7 protein-coding genes are annotated in these 5021 nt (G+C 73.7%); 2 read left to right on the plus strand and 5 right to left on the minus strand.

The genetic code is table 11. The features are described 5' to 3' along the window. Positions 1-231 precede the first annotated feature (231 nt). Complete coding sequence (locus AOK03_RS31345; RefSeq protein WP_055568753.1) at positions 232-714, plus strand: hypothetical protein; 483 nt, start codon at positions 232-234, stop codon at positions 712-714. A 111-nt stretch (positions 715-825) separates the two neighbouring features. Here AOK03_RS31345 and AOK03_RS31350 read toward each other — a convergent pair whose 3' ends face one another. Continuing rightward, entirely contained in the window at positions 826-1557 is a 732-nt protein-coding gene (locus tag AOK03_RS31350) for a YqeB family protein (protein WP_055568754.1), read from the minus strand. A 203-nt stretch (positions 1558-1760) separates the two neighbouring features. Between AOK03_RS31350 and AOK03_RS31355 the strand changes: the two genes are divergently transcribed. Further along, positions 1761-2690, plus strand: coding sequence for an aminoglycoside phosphotransferase family protein (locus AOK03_RS31355; protein WP_055568759.1), 930 nt, complete (start codon positions 1761-1763; stop codon positions 2688-2690). 22 nt (positions 2691-2712) lie between these two features. On the opposite strand, the gene AOK03_RS31360 is transcribed toward AOK03_RS31355, so the two are convergent. The 4 genes from AOK03_RS31360 to AOK03_RS31375 form a co-directional block, all read right to left on the minus strand. Continuing rightward, the gene (locus tag AOK03_RS31360; protein WP_055568755.1) at positions 2713-3255 is read right to left on the minus strand and encodes an MOSC domain-containing protein; all 543 of its coding nucleotides are present in this window, start codon (positions 3253-3255) and stop codon (positions 2713-2715) included. 19 nt (positions 3256-3274) lie between these two features. Further along, positions 3275-4060 (minus strand): SAM-dependent methyltransferase, encoded by a 786-nt coding sequence (locus AOK03_RS31365; protein WP_055568756.1) that lies wholly within the window; start codon positions 4058-4060, stop codon positions 3275-3277. After that, the gene (locus AOK03_RS31370) at positions 4041-4490 is read right to left on the minus strand and encodes a MazG-like family protein (protein ID WP_055568757.1); all 450 of its coding nucleotides are present in this window, start codon (positions 4488-4490) and stop codon (positions 4041-4043) included. Before AOK03_RS31370 ends, AOK03_RS31365 begins: the two co-directional genes overlap by 20 nt. 60 nt (positions 4491-4550) lie before the next feature. Next, positions 4551-5021: DoxX family protein (locus tag AOK03_RS31375; RefSeq protein ID WP_055568760.1), on the minus strand; the 471-nt coding region annotated here is incomplete at its 5' end.

Here is a 5021-nt window from a genome sequence, read left to right on the forward strand (position 1 = left end):
TGTATAAGGGACAGGGGTGAACGCCGGGGGAGGGGCGCCGCGCGGCTGGAATTGGTCGTGACATGTCAAGAATCATGAGGCTCGGCCTTGTCACTCCTGGCCCCCTGTGCCTCAATGGGCAGCGATCCGGGCTGCTGACTACCCGTCAGAAGTGTTCTGCGGGCAGCAGTCCCGGCGCTGCGCAGGCGCATCCCCCCTCGCTCCTCCCCCCACTCATGAAGGCAGGCCCCCATGCGGAACGGCAGACTCGGCAGACTCGGCGGCGGAATCGGAACGGCACTCGGCGTCGGCGCGCTCGCCGTCGGTGCGCTCGCGATGGCGCCCGCGGCAGGCGCCGTGGAACCGCAGAGCGCCACGCTCTCGTTCGACTGCGGAACGTACGGCTCCGGGACGGCGACGCTCACCGCCGCCCAGGACGGCACCAGCGCGACCATCGAGGTGTCGACCTCGGCGATAACGGCTCCGATCGACATCGGGGCGGGCTCCGTCAACTCGACGCTCACCCTGGCGAAGAACGGCTCGGGGACGACCGACTTCACCGGCAACTCCAACCCGGCCATCCCGGCGGGCGGCGCCGTCTCCACCGGGCCGCTCACCGGGACCGTCGCCGCGGGCGACAGCCTGGAGGGCAAGTCCCTGAAGATCGTGGTCCTCGGTCTCACGGTGACGTGCAACGCGACGTCGGCGCAGTCGCCGGGCCCGTTCGTGTTCTGACCCGTCCCACACGCGTCCCGGACGCGGGAAGGAAGGCGGCGCCCTGCCGTGCGGGGCGCCGCCTTTCTGGACTCGCGCGTCTCGGACTCGCGCGTCTCGGGACCGTTCTTCTCAGGCCCCTGCCAGCGGGCGCCAGTACTGCTGCGCCCCCTCGTCCCGTACGACGTAACCGAGCCCCCGCACCGTGTCGACCAGGTCACGGGCGTCCCGCGGGGCCTTCCGTTCCCGCGCCGCCTGCCGCGCGGCGAGGAGTGCGTGGATCTCGGCGGGCAGGTCCGGGGTGCCGGGGATCCAGCGGCGGAACAGCGAGGCGTGCGGGTCGGCGTCCTGCCACGGGTAGCCGTGCGCGCGGAACGCCTCGGCGAGCGCGGCGGCACGCGGTGCGGGCTCGCCGCGCACGAGCTGGCCGGAATCCGTGCCGAGCAGCACGAGCTGCCTGCCGTCGAGGAACACCGCCGAGACGTCGGCGCGTTCGAAGGTCCGCGACCGGCCGTCCTGCTCGACGCGCACCCGCTCGTCGGTCAGCTTCAGCCGCATGTCCTCCGAGAGTGCCGTCAGGACGAGGAGGACACCGGCCACGAGCCCGGCCGCCACGAAGAGACCGGTCTGCCAGGGCGCGTCGAGCCTGCCGAGGAACTCGACGCCGTCCCGCCACGGCAGCACCGGCGAGCCGGACACCCAGCGGGCGAGCCGCGGCACCGAGAGCCCGAGCAGCAGCCCGACCAGCGGCGTGCCGACGAGCAGCAGAAGCAGGTCGCTCCACGGATGACCGAGCTCCGTGGTCCGGCCCCGTACCTCGCCGTGCGCCTTGCCCCGTACCTCGCTGCGCTCTTTGCCGGGCATCTCGTGGACTCCGTTCCGCCCCGTGACGGGCGGCCCGCACGGCCGCCGTCGATCGTCTTCGCCACCGACGCTAGGAGAGGGGAGGGACACCGCACAGCCGCCGAAAGTCGATCGCGGCCCTACTTCGGTAGCCATCTGCGGGGACGCGGCCGCCCCCGAAAGCCGGTGGCGGCCGCGTCCCCGCCCGGCCTACCGTGCCGATCATGCTGCCCGAAGTGAACACGGACGAAGAGTGGGACCGCGTCGTCCCCGACGATGCGGTCGTGCGGCCCGGCGCCGAGGACCTGTGCGCACGCCTCGGGTTCGCCGCAGCGCGTCTCACCCGCTATCCGGCGGGCTCCCAGCCGGTCTACGCGGTCGGTGACGCACACGTGCTGAAGCTGTTCCCCGGCATGGACGCGCGGGACGCCGTCACGGAGGCCCGCGTCCTGAGCCATGTCGCGGGCCGCCTCCCCGTCCCCACGCCCCGCGTGCACGACTCGGGAACGTACGAGAACGGCTGGCGCTACGTCCTGATGTCCCGCCTGCCCGGCGAGGACCTCGCCGTCGCCTGGCCGCGCATCCCGCACGCCGACCGCGAGCGCATCGTCACCGAGGCCGCCGAAGCCCTCGCCGCACTCCACGCGCTCGACCCCGCGCCGCTCACCGATGCCCTCGGACCCGGCGACTGGGGCGCGTTCCTCGACCGTCAGCGGGCCGGAGCGGTCGAGCGGCAGCGCAGGTGCGGGCTGCCGGACAGCTGGCTGCGGCAGATCCCCGGGTTCCTGGCCTCGGTGTCGCTGCCCGACGCGCGGAGCGTGCGACCGGCGCTGCTGCACACCGAGTTCATGCGCCAGCACCTGACCGTCGACCCGGACGACGGCTGGCGGCTCACCGGGCTCCTCGACTTCGAGCCCGCCATGATCGGCGATCCCGCGTACGACTTCGTGGGCGTCGGCCTCTTCGTCACCCGCGCCGAGCCGGGCCTGCTCACCCGCTTCATGAAGGCGTACGGCAGGACGTACGATCCGCGCCAACTCCTCGCGTACACGCTGCTCCACGTGTACAGCAATCTGCCCTGGTACCTGCGGGAGCTGCCCGCCCCGCCCGAGCCGACGCCGGACGCGCTGGCCGAGGCGTGGTTCGGGCAGTAGCGATGGGCCGGGCGCCGCGCCGTCAGACCGTTTCGAGCGGGCGGTGCGGGCCCTCCGGCAGGACGATCTCGATCGCGTCGCCGGGGCGGATCTCGCCGCCCTGCCGGACCACGCTCATCACACCTGCCTTGTAGAAGACGCCTCCCGACGCGTCACGGCCGACGACCTTCTTCATCAGGCCCGCCTGGAGCCCGTCGATCTGCCGGCACGGATTGCGCAGGCCCGTGATCTCCACGACGGCCTCGTCGCCGAGGCGCAGGAGGGCGCCGGTGGGCAGGCCGAGCAGGTCGATGCCGCGCGTGGTGACGTTCTCGCCGAGCTCGCCCGCCGCCACGGTGAAGCCGTCGGCCGCCAGCTCGTCGAAGAGCTCCTCGTGCATGAGGTGGACCTGGCGGAGGTTCGGCTGGTCCGGGTTCTGCGCGACACGGAAGCGATGCTTCACCTTCGTACCCGCGTGTACGTCGCCCTCGACGCCGAGGCCCGCGAGCAGCGTGACGCTCTCGCGGTTCGGCTTGGTGAAGGAGTACGTTCCGTTGCTGCTGACCGCAGTGATCGTGGCGCCCATGCGGCGACCCTAACCCGCGTCAGGCGACCGGCACCAAGGTCAGATAGGTGATGCCGAGCACCCCGCGGTAGCCGCGCAGCCAGGCCGAACGCTGGGCGTCGACGCGGGCGCGGGTCGCCGCGGCCTCGGGGTGGTCGGGGTGTGCGGCCAGCCACTCCTCGACGTCGGAGCGGTAGCCCGACTCGAACTCCTCCCACTCCTCCGCGCTCGCCGTCTCCACCCACAGCGGGCGGAACCCCGCCTCGATCGCCGCGTCCACCAGGTCGCCCAGGTACAGGTGCTCACCGGCGTCGGCGTCCGGCCACATCCCGGCCAGTTCCGCCGCGGTGGGCTCGCGCTGCCAGAAGCCCTCGCCGAGCACGACGCGGCCGCCCGGGCTGACCAGGCCGCGCAGCGCGCGGAGCGCCTCGGCGGTGGCCTGAGCGGGCGCGGCGGAGCCGAGGGCCTGGCTCGCGCCGAGACACAGGACGACGTCGGCCGGACCGCGATCGGTGTCCGTCGCCGACTCCTCGGCGAACAGCACCCGCCCGTCGAGCCCGCGCTCCTTCGCGGCGGCGCGGCCGCGGCCGAGGTCCTCGCCCTTGATGTCGACACCGATGCCGGTGGCCTCGGGGACGGCTTCGAGGACGCGGAGCAGCAACTCGCCCCAGCCGCAGCCCAGATCGAGCACGGTCCGCGGGCCGGACGCGGCGAGCCGCTCGACGAGCCGCTGTGCGCGGGCCTCGGAAAGGGGGCCGTGGAAGGTGAGGCGGGTGAGACGCGGAGGGTGGGCGGCGTCTGTGGTCTCAGTGGTCTCGGTGGTCATGGACGGGGACGCTAGCCTGCCGAGGGCCGGGCGGAACATCGATTTGATCCCCCGTCCCGCTCCCACCGCCTGCCGTGGCGCGCGCCTCGACGCGGCGGAGGTGGGCGGCCAGGACGGCCGCCGCGTCCGGGGTGAGCGTGCGCAGGGCGACCATGGCGGTGACCACGACGTCGCAGAGCTCGGCCCGCACGTCGTCCCAGCCGTGGGTGGTGCCCTTGCGCGGGTTCTGCCCGGTGGCACCGATGACCGCCTGCGCGACCTCGCCGACCTCCTCGGACAGCTTCAGCATCCGCAGCAGCAGCGCCTCCCGGGGCGGCTGCCGGTTGTGGGAATCGAGCCATGCGTAGAGGCGGTCGACGGTGTCCCACGGGTCGGCCGCGTCGGCCGCGTCGTCGTGGTCTATGGGTGCGTCCTGCCGGTCGTCGTCCATGGCCCGCAGCTTGCCACTCCTGCGCCGGTCTGCGGGTGGAGGGGGAGTGCCGTCCCGCGGCTACGCGTCGGCCGAGGCACTCCCGTCGTCCGCCGCACCTGCCCCCGCCTCCGCCGCGCGGACGTTCTTGTTCCTGGCGCCGAGCGTCGCGAGCACCCCGACCGCCGTTCCCGCGAGTGCGGCGGGCACCATCCAGCCCCGGTTGAGGGAGTGGCCGAGTGCGTGGTCGGCGGAGTAGCGGCCGGGGCCGGTGACGGCCAGGGCCGCGGAGACCATGCCGAGGAACGCCGGGTACTCGTAGCCGCCGCCCTGGCTGAAGAAGCCGTTCGGCGCGTGCAGGGCCACGGCGCCCGCCATCGCGCCCGCCGCGGCCGACCCCGCCGCGGGGGTCCCGAGGCCGAGGGCGAGGAGCGCGCCGCCGCCCGCCTCGCAGAGGCCCGCGACGACGGCGTTCAGCTTGCCCGGCGCGTATCCGACGGACTCCATGAAGGCGCCGGTGCCCTCGACGCCGCCCCCGCCGAACCAGCCGAA

The sequence above is a fragment of the Streptomyces atriruber genome (assembly GCF_001418325.1).
Lineage (GTDB): Bacteria > Actinomycetota > Actinomycetes > Streptomycetales > Streptomycetaceae > Streptomyces > Streptomyces atriruber.